This is a genomic window from Massilia sp. NBRC 108631 (assembly GCF_059704565.1).
On record NZ_BAAKJE010000034.1, the window covers coordinates 39,054 to 57,480 of the forward strand.

An 18,427-nucleotide genomic window follows, 5' to 3' on the forward strand; every position below is an offset into this window, starting at 1 on the left:
ATGAGCGAGCTTATGCACACCGAAGTAGTTGACTGGCTGACAATACATTTCCTGCCTCACGAGGCCGAATTGCGCAGGATGCTGCGCCGCGTGTGCACGGGACCCGCCGAGATCGACGACGTGGTGCAGGAAACCTGCTACCGGATACTGTCGATGGCCAGCCTGGACCATGTGCGCGACCCCAAGCCGTTCGTGTTCCGGGCCGCCAAGAACATCGTCCTCGACCGCATCAAGCGCGACTCGGTGGTGCAGATAGAGACCATCGCCAACCTGGAAGACCTGGATATTGCCGACACCGCGCCCTCCCCCGAGCGCGTGGTGTTCGCGCGTTCGGAGCTGAAATGGGTAATCGGCCTGGTGGCCAACATGCCGGACCGCTGCAAGAACGTGTTCCGGGCGCGCAGGATACACGGCCTGTCGCAGCAGGAGACGGCGGAAACGCTGGGACTGACCGACGGCGTGGTGGAACACGAAATGATGAAGGGTATGCGCTTGATGTCGGAAATGATTGCCAGGCATGGCGTGCATCAGGAAACCGGAGACGCCAGATTCGTCGCAAGAAAGCGGGCAGCCAGGGAAAACAACGTCAAAAGCAATGTCAACGATTGATAACCAAGCCTTCGAGTGGGTAGCGCGCAAAATGGCGCGCGGCCTGAGCGACGCCGAGAGCGCACAGTTCGACGCGTGGTACGCGGCCGATACGCGGCATCAGGGCGCGTATGTACGGGCCATGGCGATCTGCAACGCGATCAATCTCGCAACGGCGCCGCAACCGCTTGCCGCCGAACCGGCCAGCACCCGGCGCGGCCTGCTCCAGCGCGTTGCGCTTGCGGCCTGCCTGGTCGCGGCGGTCGGCACGCTGAGCTTTTCGGCTGTCCGGCAAGACACCGTATTGACCACGGCGAAAGGCGAATTCCGCAAAGTGCCGCTGCAGGACAAGTCGATTGCCACCATCAACGGCAGCAGCCGCATCGAGGTGGAGTTCACGCGGACCCGGCGCAAGATCAACCTGCAACAGGGCGAAGCGTGGTTTGAAGTGGCCAAGGACAAGACCAAGCCTTTCATCGTCGAAGCCGGGGACGCGCGCGTGCGCGCCGTCGGCACCGCTTTCGCCGTGCGGCGCTTTGCGCGCGGCACCGAAGTGCTGGTGACGGAAGGCACGGTGGAAGTATGGAGCAAGGACCGCACCGCGCAACGGCGCCTGCTGGCGGCTGGGGAACGCGCTTTTCTCGAGCCGCAGGCCAGCGCCATTTCCATAACCCGCCAGCCTTCCGAAGTGAACCGGAAACTGGCCTGGCGAGAGGGCAATTTGATACTGAAGAACCAGACCCTGGGCGACGCCGTCGCCGACTTCAACCGCTACAGCCCGAAGACCATCGTCATCGTCGACGCGGCGCTGGCCGGCAAGCGCCTGTTCGGCCAGTACAAGCTGGACGCGCCGGAGCTGTTCGCCAAGGACGTCAGCACCGTGCTGGCCGTGCCCATCACCATCACTGCGGACACGATACTCATCGGGCAGGCCGACAACGCCGGCTCGCGCTAGGTCCGATCATATTTCTGAGTGTTTAGGTTTTCCATCCAGGCAGCTTGAGGAAGCCGCCTGCGCCGGCAGTCTTTAGTATTAACGGAGCAGCATAGTTCCGCCAATCAGAAAGAGGAGATGTGCATGTTCTCTATGCACCATTGCGCTAATGCGGCCGGCGTCATGCTGGCCGTCAGTCTGGCAGCTCATGCGGGCAGTTCCGCTGCGCAGGAATCGGCCCGGCCGTTCAATATTCCGGCCGGCGTTGCGACGGACTCCATTCCGGAATTCGCGCGGCAGGCCGGCATCAACATCTTGACGTCGGCCGATATCCTGGAAGGCGTGAGCACCAACGCACTGGCGGGCGCGTTTGGTATTTCCGAGGCGGTGGACAGGCTGTTGATGTGCACCGATCTGGTAGGCAGGGTTGGCTCCAGCGGCACCGTGGTGATACTCAGGCGCTCGCCTGCGTCACCTGGAAACCTAACCAGCGACTCGAAAATATCGGACCAGACCATGACGAAAAACACTCCCCCCAGCCAGCGCAAGGCCACCTGCGTCGCCGTATCGGCCGCCGTGCTGATGATGGGCGCACCGCTGACGGACGCGCAGGCCCAGGCCGCAGCAGACCCCGCAAAGCTTCCGCCGGCCGCCGCCGGCGCGGCCAAGGACGAGGTCAAGCAGGTGCTGGTGGTGGGCACGCGGGCATCGCAGCAGTCAAGCATCGAGCGCAAGAAGAACGCCGCCACCGCCACCGACTCCATCGTGGCCGAAGACGTGGGCTCGCTCCCGGACCGCAACATCGGCGAGGCCATCTCGCGCATGGCCGGCATCGCGCTCGACCGCGGCGAGTTCGGCGAAGGGGTGAGCGTGGCGGTGCGCGGCAACGGCCCGGAACTGACGCGGGTGGAGCTGGACGGCCAGGGCGTGCAGTCGGCCGGCGGCTCCGACATGAACGGCGGCGGCGACGGCCGCGCGGTCGAATTCCGCCAGCTGTCGGCCGACCTGATCAAGAGCGTGGACGTGGTGAAGGGCTCCACCGCCGATATGACGGAAGGCGCGTTGGGCGGCAGCATCATCATCAAGACCCGCACCGGCCTGGATTTCAAGAAGCCCTACGCCTCGCTGCGCCTGGGCGCCACCCAGCATTCGCTGAACAAGAAGTGGGAGCCGGACGCGAACCTGATCCTGGCCGACAAGTTCCTGGATGGCCGCCTCGGCCTGCTGCTCAACGCGTCCACCACCACGCTGCTCAACGAAGGGCACTCGGCGCAGGCGGCGGGCAACGGCAACCAGGGCTACTTCCGCCTGCACGACTTCGACAACTCGCCGGAGAAGACCTTCACCTTCCAGCCCGGCACGGTCAACACGGCCGACACCGTGGCCACCAATCCGCTGCTGCAATCGCCGCTGGTCGGCGGCGGCTTCTTCAACTCGGGCAGCCCGATCGACATCGTCACCCGTTCCGCCGCGGCCCGCACCAAGGCCGACTGCGCCGCGGCGTTCCCGGCACTGAGCGCCGCCCAGCTGAACACCATTGCGTCGGCCGCCCGCACCGCCGCGCAGAACCAGCGCAACAACGAGCTGACTACCTGCCTGAACCAGTGGAACGACTACACGCCGTCGGGCCCGCGTTACCTGGTCAAGCGCGAGATCGACCGCCGCAAGAACCTCGACCTGCGGGCCGACTTCAAGGTGAACGACGAGCTCACCGTGTACGCGAAAGGCAGCTACAACAAGCGCCACAACGACATCAACCAGCTGGCCTACAGCCTGGGCAACCTGGCCATGGCCAACGGCCAGCCGAACACGGTGCCCGGCTCGGTCACGGTCGATGCAGCCCACCACGTGACGCAGTACACCTTCCTGGCCGGCGCGGCCCGCACCGACCAGCTGCACGACATCGGCCTGACCACCGCCAAATACCTGCAGCTGGGCGGCACGTTCAAGCGCGGCGGGCTGACCGCAGAGTTCTTCGTGGGCGATGCGGGTTCGGACTTCCGGCGCGGCGCCAAGCGCCTGTCCTTCATCGACTACTACGGCCCGGCCACCGCCAAGCTGCTGTCGAACGGCTTGTGGGGCTACACCTTCCCCGGCGTGGACCCGGTCAAGGAGCAGAGCTTCGACCGCTTCGCCCAGCTGTATCCGAACGGCGCCAGCTCGGCGGTCAACCCCGGCCCCTACAATTCGAAGCCGATCCCGGCCTACACGGCGGCGCAGCAGCAGGCCGTGACCTCGTCGCCCAACGTCACGTGGGAGCCGCAGATCCGCGAAAGCGGCGAGCGCACGGCCAAGCTCGATGTCAGCTACGCGATACCGGAGTCGGTGCCCTTCCTCAAGCGCGTGAAGTCCGGCTTCAACCTGCGCGACACCGGCAGCGACAGCTGGACCATCAACAACGGCGGCTACATCCTGCGTGATCCGGTGGGCACCTTCGGCCAGCCCGGCTACAAGGCGCCGCTGGTGCTGCCCTCGCCCACCCTGCGCAGCACGCTGTACGGCTGCCAGGACACGCCCGGCTCCCTCGCTCCGGGCGGCAACAAGTGCCAGTACGGCCTGATCATGAAGGACAACACGCGCCAGGCCTTCGACAGCTCGGCCGTCATGACCATGCCGCAGTTCCTCGACCTGCTCAAGCAAACCATGGTGCTGCAGGCAACGCCCACCCAGTTCTTCCACGGTGCCAAGGACCGCCCGGAAGGCCTGATGGACAACTGGACCCAGATCGACGTGGAAAAGGTGTTCGCGCTGACCGGCATCCCGAACGCCAACTTCGACTGCGTCAAGCGCTGCAAGGCCAGCGACGGCCAGGTCTACGACCAGCCCTACGCGCAGCTCAAGGAGCGTACTTCCGCGTTCTACCTGATGGGCGACTTCAGCGTGGACCGCGTGCCTTTCACCAACCGCGCCCTGCCCTTCGGCTGGGAACTGGAAGGCAACGCCGGCGTACGCTACGTGCGCACCCAGGTCGAAGGCACCGGCATGATGACCTTTGTCGCCATCACCAAGACGCCCACCTACGACCCGTTCAACCGCGACGCACCCGGCGGCACCGTCACCACCCGGGTTTCGCAAGCCACGCGCACCGACGCCACCTCCAACGACGTGCTGCCCAGCCTGAACCTGGCCCTGTGGATGGTGCCGGACAAGCTGGTGGCGCGCTACAACGTCGCCAAGACCGTGGCGCGCCCGCCGGTATCGCGCCTGCTGCCGTCGGGTACCTGCACCTTCGACGAACGCCGCGAGGACGAGAACGAAGTGTTCCAGCGCTGCTCCGGCACCATCGGCAACCCGCTGCTGAAGGCGCAGCAAAACCTGAACCAGGACTTCGCGCTGGAGTACTATCCGAACCGCGACACCATGTTCAGCGCATCCGTGTTCAGGCAGCGCGGCAAGGTGGGCCCGGCAATTCCGCAAGGCGTATCGCAGGTGCCGCTGTTCGCCGGCACCGACATGGTCGACCCGGCCACCGGCATACCGCTGGCCGACGTGCTGTTCGACTATTCCACCTGGATGAACGGCGCGGCCACCAGCCGCACCGGCCTGGAACTGACCACCAAGACCGCCTTTACCTTCCTGCCTTCACTGCTGCGCTATACCGGCATGGACGCCAACTACAGCAAGCAGCGTTCCAAGGCCAGCAATGAGAACATCGTCGACCTGCTGACCGGCACGCCGTTGCCGCCGGCGCGCGAGTCCAGGTACACCTACAACTGGGCGCTCTGGTACGACGACGGCAAGCTGGCAGCCCGCGTGGCCGTGCAAGCGGTGGCGGCTTCCTTCACCTGCATCGCCTCGTGCAACGCGGCGGGCGTAAACAACTACCCGAACGCGGCGCCGGTGCGGGTGGGCTTCCCTTACAACCCTGGCTCGCCGAACTTCAAGGACGCCACCCGCTACATCGACGCCAAGCTGTCCTACCGTTGGCGGCCGAACGTGGAATTCTTCATCGAAGGCCGCAACCTGACCAATAACACCACCTCCAACAGCCAGGGCCAGTACGCCCCGTTCGCGGACGGCACGCCCAACCTGCTGGACCTGAACTACTCCGGGCGCCGCATCATGGTTGGCGCCACTTTCCGCACCATGTGAGCCGCCATGAGCCAAGCCACCCATCCGCACCGCCGCCTGTTCCTGCGCAAAGCCAGCGCCCTGGCGGCCAGCGCCGGCGCCGCCGCCCCTTTCTCGCGGGCGCGCGCCGGCACCGATCCATGGCAGCGCGCGGCCGATATCGCCGCGCGCTGCGCCAGGCCCCTGGACTTCCGCAAGCAGGACTTTCCCATCACAGCCTACGGCGCCAGGTCCAGCCAGCTGGTGGCGGCCAAGTCCACCTGGCGCAAGGAACAGTGGGACGTGCAGACCCCAGCGCCGGGATCGCCCGACTGCTACCCGGCCATCGCGGCCGCCATCGCGGCCTGCCACCGGAAGGGCGGCGGCCGCGTGCTGATCCCGGCCGGGAACTGGTACTGCAAGGGACCCATCGTGCTGCGTTCGAACGTGCACGTGCACCTCGCTTCCGGCGCGCAGGTGTACTTCAGCGCCAATCCGCTCGACTACGCCAAGTACGGCGACATCGACTGCGGCGAGCGCGGCAAACTGGTGATCTCGCGCTGGCAGGGCAACGACGTGCTGAACTATTCGCCGCTGGTGTACGCCTACAACCAGCACAACATTGCACTGACCGGCGCCGACTGGACCAGTGTGCTCAACGGCCAGGCCGGCGTACCGTTCGAGTCCGGCGGCGGCTCGTGGTGGGGCTGGGTCGACCGCAAGGGCGAAGAGGTGTCCGCCGCCACCGTCAACCCGCTCAATTTACCGCTGGAGGCAGTGGCGCCGGGACTGAGCGCCGAGCAGCGCAGGCTGATCCAGGGCGAGCACCCGCGCTGGAACGGCGACACCCGCTACCTGCCGGCGCTGTCCGAGGCCGGGGTGCCGCTGGCGCGGCGAACGTTCGGTATCGGCCACCACTTGCGGCCCTGCCTGGTGGAGTTCATCGGCTGCAGCGACGTGGTGATGGAAGGCTATCAGGCGGTCGCTTCGCCGTTCTGGCTGCACCATCCGGTGAACTGCCGCTACCTCCGCATCAGCAGGGTGAACATGCAGAGCAAGGGACCGAACAACGATGGTTTCGACCCCGAGTCGTGCGACACCGTGCTGGTGGACGGCTGCACTTTCAACACGGGCGACGACTGCATCGCCATCAAGTCCGGCAAGAACCGGGATACGCAGTTCGGCCCCACGCGCAACGTGGTGATCCAGAACTGCATCATGAACAGCGGCCACGGCGGCGTGACACTGGGCAGCGAGATGGCTGCCGGGATCGAATACGTGTACGCGCAGAACATCGAGTTCCGCAACGCGCACTGGGCCAGCGATCCGCTGGGCACGGCGATACGGCTCAAGACCAATATGAACCGGGGCGGCTTCCTGCGCCATTTGTATGTGCGGGATGTGCAGCTGCCGAACGGCGTGGACGCGCGCGACCGGCGCGGCAAACAGGACCCGGCCAACCCGCTCAAGGGGCTGGCGACGGGCGGCGGCGCCATCGTCACCATCGACTGCAACTACGCGGCCGGCGACGATGCCGTGCGCATCCGGCCGCCCAGCGTGTCGGAGGTGCACATTTCGAACCTGCGTGCCGGAACGGTGAAGATGGCCGATGGCGACTATTCGTGCTACCAGGCAGTCGTGATACTCGGCCCGGTCGCATCCAGTTTCAACGGACAGGCGGGGAGCGCGATCCTGCCGGTGACGAACATTTCCTTCACCAACTGCGACTTTGGAACGGTGCGCCACGCCGGCCAGCCGGTATTTTTGCACCATGCGCAGAACGTGGTCCTGACGAACGTGACGATCAACGGCAAGACCGTCAACGAAACCCTGTCAAAGTGACGGCAGTATGCCTTCGGCCCTGACCTTCCAGCCGTTTTGGGGGAAGCCGGGGGCGGGGCCGGCCTGCCCGTCCCAGCCGCCGGCCATCAGCGCAACCGCCAGCAGCAGTCCGCCGTTGGAAGGGAAGTAGGCCTCCGCGGCGCGCTGGTAGCCCGGGCCATCCGGTCCGGCCCCGGCCTGCGGATCGGCTTCGGCGCCGGCGCCGGTGGCGGTCGGCACGAAGGCGGCGGCATGCGCGTCCAGGTGTACCCGCGGCGTCATGCCGCTCTTGCCGAACTTGTTGTTCTTCGCCTCGAAGAATAGCCAATTGATGGCTTCTTCCGGCGCGCCGAGGCGCGCGGCGGTCATTGCCATCATCGGGTAGTCCCAGCCCCAGGTCTGGCGCAGATCCCAGTCGCGCTTCATGCGGTCAAAGGTGCGGCGCATGGTGGCCTTGTCCACATCGCGGCCGGGCAGCCAGCCCAGCGGCATCAGGAAGGACATGTGGTCGCGGTTCTGGCATGCCTCTTCCAGCGCATTCGACTTGCAGGCGCCGGCTGCCTTTTCCCAGAAGCCGGGCTCGGAGCGCACAGGCAGGTAAAGGCCGTCCGTTTGCGGCAGCTCCGGCCACTTGGCCAGCACCGCATCCCAGTCGTCCCGGCGGGCCTTGCCGGCACGCTCGCGCCAGGCCTGGGCAGTTTCGATGCCCCAACGGTAGTAGGCCAGTTCGAACGTCGGATCAAACGTTGCCAGCGGCGGGAAGTTCTCCTGCACCGGGATGACGGGCGGACCGAGGCGCATCTTGCCGCTTTGCTCGTCCAGATGCGCGTAGGACGCCAGCAGCGCAGCGCTTTCCTCCACCAGCGCGGCATAGGCTTGCAGCACCCGCTTGCCGCCTTCTCCGGCGCCGCCTGCCCGGTACAGCAACTCGCTCATGTAGATGGGGTGCGGCTGCTGCCACATGATGAAGGGCGATACCTTCGATGGGCTGTCCACGCCATCCGGGCCTATCATCTTGGGCCACCAGGCGCCCTGCAGGCCTTGTTCCGTGGCGCGCGCCTTCGCCTTCGGCAGGAAACCGACGTACCAGCCCAGGCTCTTCTCCAGCAGCTGCGGCCTGCCCCACAGTGCAAAGTGCGCCGCATGCCAGGGATGCATCTCCAGGTGCGACTTGCCGTTCCAGCTGTTGGAGAACAAGCCCTCTTCCTGCGGCGCGAAACTGCCGGCGGCGTTCACCTTCATCAGGTATTGCGACAGGATTACGCGGCGCTCCAGCTCCACCGCGCGCGGATCGGCCGAGCCGGAGAAATCGACCATGCCGCCTTGAACCCAGTAGTTGATCCAGTGGCGCGTGGTCCACCCCGCCGCCGCCCTTGGGCTGGGCATGGCGGCGCCGGCCTCCGGCGAGAACTGCACCATGACCGCCAGCGTGTTCCCTTTCGCGCCGACCCGGTAAGCATGGATGTCCGTCTTTTCGATGCCGGAACCCGGTGCGGCGATGGCGACGTGGTAGGCGGTGCCGTCGATGCGGCGCCGCAGGCGCACCTCGCCGGCCACGCGCGGCAGCTCGGTTGTGGTGTGGGAGGCCGGATTCGCCCAGTCCGAAGGATCCGGATTGAGATTCCTGGACACGCCCGGAAAGCGCACGGCGACGCCCAGGCGGCCCTGCCCTATCAGCGCGGAACGCACATCGGCCATCACGGTGTCCTGCCCGGGCAGCACGCGGGTGACGACGGTGACCGCTTCACCGTCGTAGACGAAGCGGCTGGTCAGCGTTCCCCGCCACATGTCCAGCTCCTGGCGCGCATCGCGGATATCGGCGAAGCGCGCCGGCGAACCGTCCTTCGCGCGCAGGTCCAGCGCCACGCGGCCCAGCGAGAAACGGTGCGGATTCTCCCTGATCCATGCCACCGCCGGGTTCTTGGCGGCGTCGGCCCAGTCCTTGATGTAGCCATAGCGGCGCGTACGGCCGCGCACCTCGATCTCGACCTGCGTGTCGCGGACGGTGTAGCCCTCCGGGTTGGGGAAGCTGTGCCAGGCCCACTGCGCCTGCGTCAGCAGCGGCGCGATCTTGCTGTATGGCTCGGTGAAGGTCTGCAGGCCGGTGATGTCCGCCGTGAAACCGATACTGCCGTTGCCCAGCATGAGCGGCGCGGACGGGTCAACGCCGGTCAGAACCGGGTTGTGCCTGCCGACCAGCGCTTGGCGATCAATGGGATCGACTCGCCCCATGCGCCCGGTGCCCTCCCCCCGATCATCGCGGCGGCCCGCAGCGCCGGCGCCGGCCGGCAGGGCCAGCGCTGCGCCTGCCGCTGCGGCGGTGAGCATGAGACGGCGGCGGGAGAGGGAAATCGGACGCATGTGGCTAGCCTTGATGATCGATTCGGGGCTGGTCATTCAACCATACGGCACCACCGAAAGTGAAGTTGTATAGGCCCGCCCGGCGCAATTAATCATGTTTTTGCGTGTTTGCGGTTTTGCTTGAGGAAGCTTCGCGTTCGCTAGTCTTAAGTAGTAACGGGGCAGCATGCGCCCGGCAAAACAAGAAGGAGACATGATGAGATTTGACAACAGGGCAGGCGTCATTGGCGCCATGTGCCTTGCGCTCGCCGCACCGGCGTTCAGCGCGGTGGTCGGCGCCAACACCCCGGCCCCCGAAGTGGGCCTGGCGCGGCTAGCCGAGCTGCCCGCCGCGCAGCGCGCCGTATGGGCCGACTACATCGCCCGCTCGCAAAAGCAGGAACGGTTCGACCGCGACAGCCTGGCCGCCGAACTCCAGCCGGGCCAGACCCCGCCGCCGCCGCCGGTGGCAGGCAGCGGCAAGATGCCGCTGACCAAGGAAGCCGCCTGGTACGGGTCCACCGAAGCCCGCGCCATTGCCGACACCATCGTCAGCTTCCAGACGCCTTCCGGCGGCTGGAGCAAGAACCAGGACCGCACCAACCCGCCGCGCCTGCGCGGCCAGCGTTTCGCCAACGACGCGGAAACCATGCAGCTCGACACCGGCAGTTTCGACGCACCGCGCGACCGCTTCTGGACCTTCGTGGGTACGCTGGACAACGGCGCCACCACCACCGAGATGCGCTTCCTGGGCCGGGTCCAGGCGCAGTTGCCCGGCAAGGACGGCGACGCCTACCGCGCCAGCATCGCCAAGGCCATCAACTACCTGCTGATGGCGCAGTATCCCAACGGCGGCTGGCCGCAGAACTTCCCGCTGGAAGGCGGCTTCCACGACGGCATCACCTTCAACGACAACGCGGTGGCCGAAGCGGCCATGATCCTGGAGGATATCGCCGAGGGCCATGCCGATTTTGCCTTCGTGGCCAAGGATCTGCGCGAACAGGCCGGCGCCGCCAGCGCCCGCGCAATCAGGCCCATACTCGACGCGCAAGTTGTAGTCGACGGCAAGAAGACCGTCTGGCCACAGCAGGTGGACGCCATTACGTTGCGGCCGATTTCGGCCCGCAATTACGAAATGCGCTCGCTGGCCAGCGCGGAAAGCAGCGAAGTGCTGCTGTTCCTGATGCGCCAGCCGCAGCAGACCCCGGAGATCAAGGCTGCGGTCGATGCCGGCATCGCCTGGCTGAAGGCGCACGCCATCTACGGCAAGGCCTTTACCAAGGTGAGCGACGAGGAAGGCCGCAAACTGGTGGACAAGCCGGGCGCGGGCCCGATCTGGTCGCGCAACTACGACATCCGGACCGGCAAGCCGATCTTCGGCGACTGGGACAAATCGATCCAGGATGACGTAAACAATATCTCCAAGGGCCGGCGCAACGGCTATTCCTGGTACAACTCGGCGCCGCAGAAGGCCATCGACGTCCACGCGAAGGCGGCCTCCGATATCGCCATCGCCGCGCCGCGCGGCCTGTCCGGCGCGATCGTACGCGCCGAAACCTTTGGCGCCAGGGGCGACGGCGTGAGCAACGACACGGCGGCCCTGCAAAAGGCCATCGACGCCGCGGCGGCGCGCAAGGCCACGCTGGTGCTCAAGCCGGGCACCTACCTGACCGGCTCGCTGTTCCTGAAATCCGGCATGGCGCTGCGGCTGGACAAGGGCGTCAAGCTGGCCGGCGCGCAGGGCATCAAGGCCTATCCGGTGATGCCGACCCGCATCGCCGGCATCGAGCTGGCATGGCCATCGGCGCTGCTCAACGTCTACCAGCAAACCGACGTGAAGATCTATGGCGAAGGCGCGATCGACGGCAACGGCAAGGTGTTCTGGGACCGCTTCCAGTCGATCCGCTACGACTACGAGGCGCGCGGCCTGCGCTGGGCCGCCGATTACGATGCGCAGCGTCCGCGCCTGATCCAGATCTACAATTCCAGCCGCGTTGAACTGGGCAACGGCCCCCAGGGCGCGCCCCTGCAGCTGATGCGTTCGGGCTTCTGGACCGTGCAGGTAGTGTACTCGCACGACGTGAAAGTCTCCGGCATCACCGTGCGCAACAATATTGACGGCAAGGGCCCGTCCACCGACGGCGTGGACATCGACTCCTCGCACACGGTGCTGGTGGAGAACGCCGACATCGACGCCAATGACGACGCGCTGTGCCTGAAGGCCGGGCGCGACGCCGACGGCCTGCGCGTGAACCGGCCCACCGAGAACGTCGTCATCCGCAACTCCACCGTGCGCTCGGCATATGCCGGCGTCACCTTCGGTTCCGAAACCTCCGGCGGCATCCGCAAGGTGCGGGTCCACAACCTGAAAGTCGTGGGGCCGGTGCGCTACGGCATCCTGTTCAAGTCGGCCGCCACGCGCGGCGGCGGTGCGTCGGACATCGATATCCACGACATCGACGTGGAGCAGGCCGAAACCGGCATCCGCATCAACCTCAACTGGTTCCCGGCCTACAGCTACGCCAAGATTCCGGACCAGGTGAAGCACGCCCCGGCCTACTGGAAGACTCTGACTGAGCAAGTCCCGCGCGACAAGGGCCTGCCGCAGGTGCGCGACATCCGCATCAGCCGCGTTACTGCCAAAGGCCTGAAGACGGCGGTGGAGCTGGAAGCCTACGCCGATGCGCCGCTGCAGAATATCCACATGGAGGATGTCGACCTGGAAGCGGAAGCAGCCGGCTCCATCCGCCACGCCCGCAACGTGCAGATCAGGCGCAGCCGCATCGCCGGCAGCAATGGCCAGCCCATCGCGCTGGAAAACGCGGAGAACATCCAGATTGCGGCGGCACCATGAAACGAGCCGATGCCGTACGAAAAAACACCCTGTCCTTCGCCATGCTCGGCCTGCTCGCGTCCGCGCTGCCGTCACTGCCGTCGTTCGCTGCCGACACAGCCAGGAACAGCCCGGCCCCGGTGGCCGGTATCGAAGCCAGCTGGCTCACCCCGCCGGCCCGGCCCGACATGGCCTTTGCGCCTGACAAGCTGCCAACGCGCGCGGCCGTGCTGGCGGCGCTGGACTACGTGTCGGCCGCGCAAATCGCCGACATGAGCCGGCACCCGATCCAGCTCTCGACCGGCTCCAACCTGGCCGAGATATCCTCCAATTGGGTGGCCGCCACCTTCTACGTCGGCGCGGCGCGGCTGGCGCGCGTGTCCGGCAACAAGGACACGCTGCGCTTCCTCACCGCCACCGCCGAGCACTACAACTACGCCTTGCGCGGCGCCCGTGCCGACCGCCTGCTGCTCAACGCCGACGAACTGGCGATCGGCGACCTGTACCAGGAACTGTATGCCCGCCGTGGCCAGCAGGGCGTCATCATGCCGCTGCGCCAGCGGCTCGACTTCATGCTGCCGCATCTGAACCGCGCGCAGGAGACCGGAGCCCTGATCTGGTGGTGGTGCGACGCGCTGTTCATGGCCCCGCCGGTGCTGGCGCGCCACTCGGCCTTGACCGGCGACCCGCAATACCTCCGCGCCATGGACAGGGAGTGGCGGCGCACCGCCGCCCGGCTGTGGATGGAGCAGGACCGCCTGTTCCTGCGCGACGAACGCTTCAAGGACAAGGACCACCTGGGCACCGGCGGCAAGTCCATCTACTGGGCGCGCGGCAATGGCTGGGTGATGGGCGGCCTGGCGCGCACGCTGGAAGCCATGCCGGCCGATTTCGAGGGACGCGATTTCTATACCGGCATCTTCAAGAAGATGGCCAGCCGCGTCGCCGAGCTGCAGCAGGCCGACGGCTTGTGGCGCAGCGACCTGAACGACCCGAAGAACTTCCCCGAAGCGGAAACCTCCGGTTCGGCCTTCTTCGTGTACGCGCTGGCCTGGGGCATCAACCACGGCCTGCTGGACCGCAGGACCTACCAGCCGGCCGTCACGAGGGGCTGGGCGGCGCTCAACCGGCACGTGCTGCCGAATGGCCTGGTTGGCGCGGCGCAGAAGACCGGCGACCGGCCCGTGCCAACCAGCGCGGACGATGTCGGTCCCTATGCCACCGGCGCCTACCTGTTGGCGGGCCTGGAAGTCATCGGCCTGCACGGCCCGGCGCAAGCACTGCCGGAACCGGCCCTGGCGCGCGACGACGAGGCCACCATCCTGGCCACCACACCGCAGCCCATCGCCCCCAAAACCGTGATCGGCGAAGCGGAAAAAGCCCGCCGCGATCAGGAAATGCGGGCCACCCGCGCCCTCTCCTACGACCCAGCAAGGACGCAGCAATGACGCAAGCAAGCCGCCGTACCGTATTGAAGAACCTCGTGGCCGCCTCCACCCTGCTGCCGCTATTGGCGCCATCCGCGCATAGCCGGGCGCAGACGCAAGCGCAGCCCGTTCCGCCCCCGGCCCCTGCCGCGCCGCACGGGGCGCCCATTCCCAGGGACTGGAAGGACGCGAAGACCGGCCGCCGCATCATCCGTATTTCCGACCAGGACGCGTCCGGCGTGCTCTATTTCTACCGCCACGCCTACACGCCCGAAGGCGACGTCATGGTGATCAAGTCGCCGTCCGGCATCGTGGCGGTGAGGCTCAAGGACTGGAAGACCTCCCTGCTGATCAAGGGCAAGGAGAACGAGCTGCTGTTCATGCTGCGCACCACCCGCGAGGCGGTGTACGCCGTTACCGATGCGGGCGAAGGCGAAGCCGCACAGCGACCCAAGACCATCTACGCCATCCACGTCGATAGCCGGAAGGTGCGCAAGCTGGCGCGCATCGAGGCGGGCAGTATCAACGGTGCAAACGCCGACGACACCCTGCTGCTTGGCGCCGTGTCCTACGGCGCCAAGCCGCTGCAGCCGAAGGACGCGGCCAGCGTACAGCAGTTCGGCCAGGCCGAATACGCGGCCCTGGGGCCGGACGGCAAGCCGCTCAACTTCGCCAAGGCCAAGGGCGTGCGCATGATGGAACGCTTCACCGCGCGGGTGCCGGCCGAACTGTTCACCATCGACCTGAGAACCGGTGCGCGCAAGGTGCTGTACAAGACAGAGGACTGGATCGGCCACGCCCAGTTCTCGCCCACCGATCCAAAGCTGATCCGCTTCTGCATGGAAGGCCCTTGGCACCGGGTGGACCGCATCAAGCTGATCAACGCGGATGGCAGCGGCTTGCGCAGCGCGCACACCCGCACCATGAACATGGAGATATGGGGCCACGAGTTCTTCAGCCATGACGGCAAATGGCTGTGGTACGACCTGCAGACTCCGCGCGGCCAGGTGTTCTGGGTGGCAGGACTGGAACTGGCTACCGGCAAGCGGGTGTGGAAGCGCGTGGAGCAGAACGACTGGGGCGTGCACTTCAATATCGCGCCGGACAACAAGACCTTCGCCAGCGACGGCGGCGACTTCGACATGGTGGCCCACGCTCCGGACGGCAAGTGGATCTCGCTGCTGCAAGCGGAACCCATCGTGGACGCCGACCTGGAGTCCTACGACGACAAGCTCACCACCATCGAGAAGTTCAAGTCGGCGCGGCTGGTGGACATGTCGGCCCACGACTACCGCCTGGAACCCAACCTGCGCTTCACGCCGGACGGCAAATGGCTGGTGTTCGTCTCGAATATGCATGGCGCCAACCACGTCTACGCGGTGGAAACCGGCATCTGATTTACTAAAACAAAGAGGAGACAGCATGACAAGAGCAATTCAGTACCGGGCGGGCATTCCACACGCGCGGCTGCGGCAAATAGCGATGGGCGTCATCGCCCTGGTGGGAGCAACGCAGGCGCACGCGCAGGCACAAGCGCAGGCTCAGGGCCCCCGAGCCGCCACGCAAGCGGCTGCGGAAAACACCGTGGTGGTGACCGGCTTCCGCGAAAGCCTGAACAACGCGCTGAACATCAAGAAGAATTCGGACGGCATCATCGACATCATCAAGGCCGAGGACATTTCAAAGTTTCCGGACGCAAACCTGGCCGAATCCATGCAGCGCGTGCCGGGCGTATCGGTGGCGCAGGGCGACGGCGGCGAAGGCAAGCAGATCACCGTGCGCGGCCTGAACGCGGGCTTTACGCGCGTGCGCATCAACGGCATCGAGGGCACCACGGCCACCGGCGCATCCGACATCAATGGCAGCACCAACCGCGGCCGCGCGTTCGACTTCAGCGTGTTCGCGGCGGAGCTGTTTAACAGCCTGGCCGTGCGCAAGACTTCCGAGGCAGGGGTTGAAGAAGGCTCGCTGGGCGCCACGGTCGACCTGCGCACCGCGCGCCCCTTCGATTTCAAGGGCGAAACCGCCAGCATCGGCGCGCAAGGCCTGTATAACACGGTCTCGAAGAAAACCCAGCCCCGCCTCACCGCCCTGTATTCGAACCGCTGGGACACGCCGGTCGGCAAGGTCGGCGCCCTGGTGGCGCTGGCCTATTCCAAGCGCAGCGCCATCGAGGAAGGATACGAGGCGGTTGACATCGTAGCCGGCTCCGTCAACGGCGGCTTCTGCTCGCCGATCGGCGCCGCCACGCAGTACCCGCTCAACAATGCAGCCAAGGGCATCGACGCGCAGAACTGCGGCTTCGGCGTGCCGCGCTCCGGCAATCTGGCGCTGTACAACGAGATCATGGGCCGCAAGGACGACTTCGGCGGCACCGTGGCAGCGCCGCCGGGCAGCTCGGGCGCCTTCCACCCGCGCATTCCGCGCTACCGCCGCTCGCAGACCGAATACGACCGCACCGGCCTGACCGGCACCCTGCAATGGCGCCCCGACCGCGCCACCGAGCTGAATCTGGACCTGATGGGCGGGCGCTACAGCAACAAGCGCTACGACAACTACATCCAGGCCATCTCCTTCGGCCGCGACATGGTTGAAAACGGCAAGGGACAAACCTCGATCGTGGACGCCAAGTTCGACGACAAGGGCAGCTGGACCTATGGCAAATTCAACGGGGTCGACATCCGCAGCGAAGGCCTGGTGGACGAATACACCACCCTGTTCAAGCAGGGCGTGCTGTCGGCCAAGCGCGACATCACCGACCGCCTGGTGGTCGACCTGATGCTGGGCGTGTCCGACTCGCGCCTGAACAATCCGCACCGCGCCACCGTGCAGATCGACGCACCCAACGTCAACGGCTTCACCTGGGACTTCTCGAAAGGCGGCGTGCCGGCGCTGGACTTCGGCATGGATGTGGCCAACCCGAACAACTTCTCGTTCGGTCCGCAGGAAGCCAACGGCACCGTGCACGGCAACTTCGTCGGACGCTACCTGCGCACCTCGAACCGCCTGAAAACCAACTCCGTGAACGCCAGCTACGAGCTGACCGACAATCTCACCCTGCGCAGCGGCCTGTCCGCGCGCAGGAACAGCTGGTTCAACTACGAGGTCGCGTCCGGCGGCATTCCGATCCAGGGCCTGCCGGCCGGGGTTTCGCTGGCCAGCCTCACGCGCCAGCTGTCCGGCTTTGGCAGCGGCCTGGGTGCCGGCGTGCCGTCCTCCTGGGCGGCGGTGGACATGGACAAGTTCCAGTCCGTATACAACACCGAATGCCATTGCAGCGCGGTGCCGCTGTCGGAATACGTGCTGGCCAACCAGGTCAAGCGCCAGGTGGACGAGAAAATCGACGCACTGTTCCTGTCGGGCGACTTCAAGGTCAACGCATGGGGCCTGCCGCTGCGCGGCAACCTGGGCGTGCGCGGCGCCGAGACCACCACCACCGCCATGCAGCTGATCAAGGATCCTGCCGGCCAGCTGGTGCCGCGCGTGGTGGAACACACCTACCGCGACTGGCTGCCGGCCTTCAACGTGACGGCCACGCTGCCGAAAGACCTGCTGGTGCGCTTCTCGGCCGGCAAGACCCTGTCGCGCGCTGAATACGTGGACCTGGCGCCGTCGGCTTCCATCAACCTGACCGGCCAGTCGGTCTCGATCGGCAATCCAACGCTCGACCCGATCCGCGCCAACACCTTCGACCTGCAGGCCGAGTGGTACTACGCGAAGAACGCGATGTTCTCGGTGGGCGTGTTCCACAAGAACATCAAGACCTTCATCCAGCGTACCAATGAGCTGATGACGTATGCCGAGACGGGCCTGTCGAACTCCTACCTGACCGCCACCGGTTGCTCCATCACAGGCGGCACGCCCGCCTGCCAGATCCAGCCCAATACCCAGGTCAGCGTGAGCCAGATGGTCAACACCAAGGGCGGTCCGCTGGACGGCCTGGAAGTGAACTGGCAGCTGCCGTTCACTTTCCTGCCCGGGGCCTGGAGCAATTTCGGCGCGCTGGCCAACTACACCAAGGTCAAGTCGAAGATCACCTACATCACCCGGGTGGACAATCCGCGCACGCCGGCCAACGAGCAGCTGACCGAGGAAGCGAACTTCATCGGCCTGTCGCCCAACGCCTACAACCTGACGGTGTACTACGAGGACAAGAAGTTCAGCGCCCGCGTGTCGGCCACGCACCGCTCCAGCTTCATCCGCGACGTGCTGCGCAACGCCAACGGCAGCGACCATTCGTTCGCCGACCCGTCCACCAAGGTCGGGCTGTCGATGTCGTACAACGTCACGCCGCAGCTGCGCGTGTCGTTCGAAGCGCAGAACCTGACCGACGAGCCGCTGCGCTACGGCAAGGACACCGAGCGCGACGACACCCTGCTTTACGGCAAATCCGGCCGCTCCTACGTGCTGGGGGCGAACTACAAGTTCTGACGC

Annotated in this window: 9 protein-coding genes; 8 read left to right on the forward strand and 1 reads right to left on the reverse strand. The window is 66.1% G+C overall.

All coding sequences use genetic code 11. The features are described from left to right. Positions 1–12 precede the first annotated feature (12 nt). The 4 genes from AC6H42_RS03345 (at position 13) to AC6H42_RS03360 (ending at position 7,414) form a co-directional block, all read left to right on the forward strand. Positions 13–609, forward strand: a complete 597-nt coding sequence (locus AC6H42_RS03345) for a sigma-70 family RNA polymerase sigma factor (protein ID WP_082551913.1) — start codon at positions 13–15, stop codon at positions 607–609. Beyond that, complete coding sequence (locus AC6H42_RS03350; protein WP_057156277.1) at positions 596–1,543, forward strand: FecR family protein; 948 nt, start codon at positions 596–598, stop codon at positions 1,541–1,543. Before AC6H42_RS03345 ends, AC6H42_RS03350 begins: the two co-directional genes overlap by 14 nt. A 123-nt stretch (positions 1,544–1,666) precedes the next feature. Then, entirely contained in the window at positions 1,667–5,614 is a 3,948-nt protein-coding gene (locus tag AC6H42_RS03355) for a TonB-dependent receptor (protein WP_229418244.1), read from the forward strand. A 6-nt stretch (positions 5,615–5,620) separates the two neighbouring features. Next, on the forward strand, positions 5,621–7,414 hold the full coding sequence (locus AC6H42_RS03360) for a glycoside hydrolase family 28 protein (RefSeq protein ID WP_497547408.1): 1,794 nt from the start codon (positions 5,621–5,623) through the stop codon (positions 7,412–7,414). Here AC6H42_RS03360 and AC6H42_RS03365 read toward each other — a convergent pair. Then, a complete protein-coding gene (locus AC6H42_RS03365) occupies positions 7,406–9,754 on the reverse strand; it encodes a hypothetical protein (protein WP_497547409.1) in 2,349 nt (782 codons plus the stop codon). The genes AC6H42_RS03360 and AC6H42_RS03365 overlap by 9 nt on opposite strands. 193 nt (positions 9,755–9,947) lie before the next feature. Here AC6H42_RS03365 and pelA point away from each other — a divergent pair, with 193 nt between their 5' ends. From pelA to AC6H42_RS03385, 4 genes are read left to right on the forward strand one after another with little or no spacing between them, the layout of a single operon-like run. Next, entirely contained in the window at positions 9,948–12,587 is a 2,640-nt protein-coding gene (pelA, locus tag AC6H42_RS03370) for a pectate lyase (protein WP_497547410.1), read from the forward strand. Then, positions 12,584–14,014 (forward strand): glycoside hydrolase family 88/105 protein, encoded by a 1,431-nt coding sequence (locus AC6H42_RS03375; RefSeq protein WP_497547411.1) that lies wholly within the window; start codon positions 12,584–12,586, stop codon positions 14,012–14,014. The genes pelA and AC6H42_RS03375 overlap by 4 nt, the downstream gene beginning before the upstream one ends. Then, the gene (locus AC6H42_RS03380; RefSeq protein WP_497547412.1) at positions 14,011–15,390 is read left to right on the forward strand and encodes an oligogalacturonate lyase family protein; all 1,380 of its coding nucleotides are present in this window, start codon (positions 14,011–14,013) and stop codon (positions 15,388–15,390) included. Before AC6H42_RS03375 ends, AC6H42_RS03380 begins: the two co-directional genes overlap by 4 nt. A 25-nt stretch (positions 15,391–15,415) precedes the next feature. After that, complete coding sequence (locus AC6H42_RS03385; protein ID WP_497547414.1) at positions 15,416–18,424, forward strand: TonB-dependent receptor; 3,009 nt, start codon at positions 15,416–15,418, stop codon at positions 18,422–18,424. Positions 18,425–18,427: the final 3 nt, after the last annotated feature.